1 pseudogene is annotated in these 641 nt (G+C 67.1%); it reads right to left on the bottom strand.

The window, feature by feature from the left end:
* Positions 1 to 641 (bottom strand): annotated as a pseudogene (gene nadE / locus AC5JJ6_RS07645) (NAD(+) synthase); the annotation flags it as partial.

Below are 641 nucleotides of genomic sequence, written 5' to 3'. Positions count from 1 at the left end.
CGGATCTGCGGCAGTTCGTAGGACCGGCGGCGTTCCGGCGGGAAGCCGGGGGGCCAGTCGCCGTGCTCGGTGTCGCTCCAGGCGTGAAGCGCCAGGAAGGCGATCTTCGACGGGCGGAAGCCGTAGCGCAGCGTGTAGAACAGGTTGAAGTCCTGAAGCTCGTAGGGGCCGACCTTCGCCTCCGTGCTCTGCGGCGTTTCGCCGGGGGCGACCGGGACCAGCTCGGGGGAGATCTCCGTGCCCAGGATCGCATCCAGGGTCACGCCGACATCCCGCTCGAACTGGCCGGACGAGATCACCCAGCGGATCAGGTGCTGGATCAGCGTCTTCGGCACGCCGGAGTTGACGTTGTAATGCGCCATCTGGTCGCCGACGCCGTAGGTACACCAGCCCAGGCCCAGTTCCGACAGGTCGCCGGTGCCGATGACGAGGCCGCCGTTCTGGTTGGCAAGGCGGAACAGGTAGTCGGTTCGCAAGCCCGCCTGGACGTTCTCGAACGTCACGTCATAGACCGGCTCGCCCCTGCCGAAGGGGTGATTCATGTCGGCCAGCATCTGGCGGGCTGCCGGACGGATGTACAGCTCGCGCCACGTGACGCCCAGCGATTCCATCAGGCGGACGGCGTTGCCCTTGGTGTGGTC

The sequence above is a fragment of the Skermanella sp. genome (genome assembly GCF_059503625.1).
Note: the sequence above shows the minus strand (reverse complement) of the source record. Positions and strands in the feature narration are given on the sequence as shown.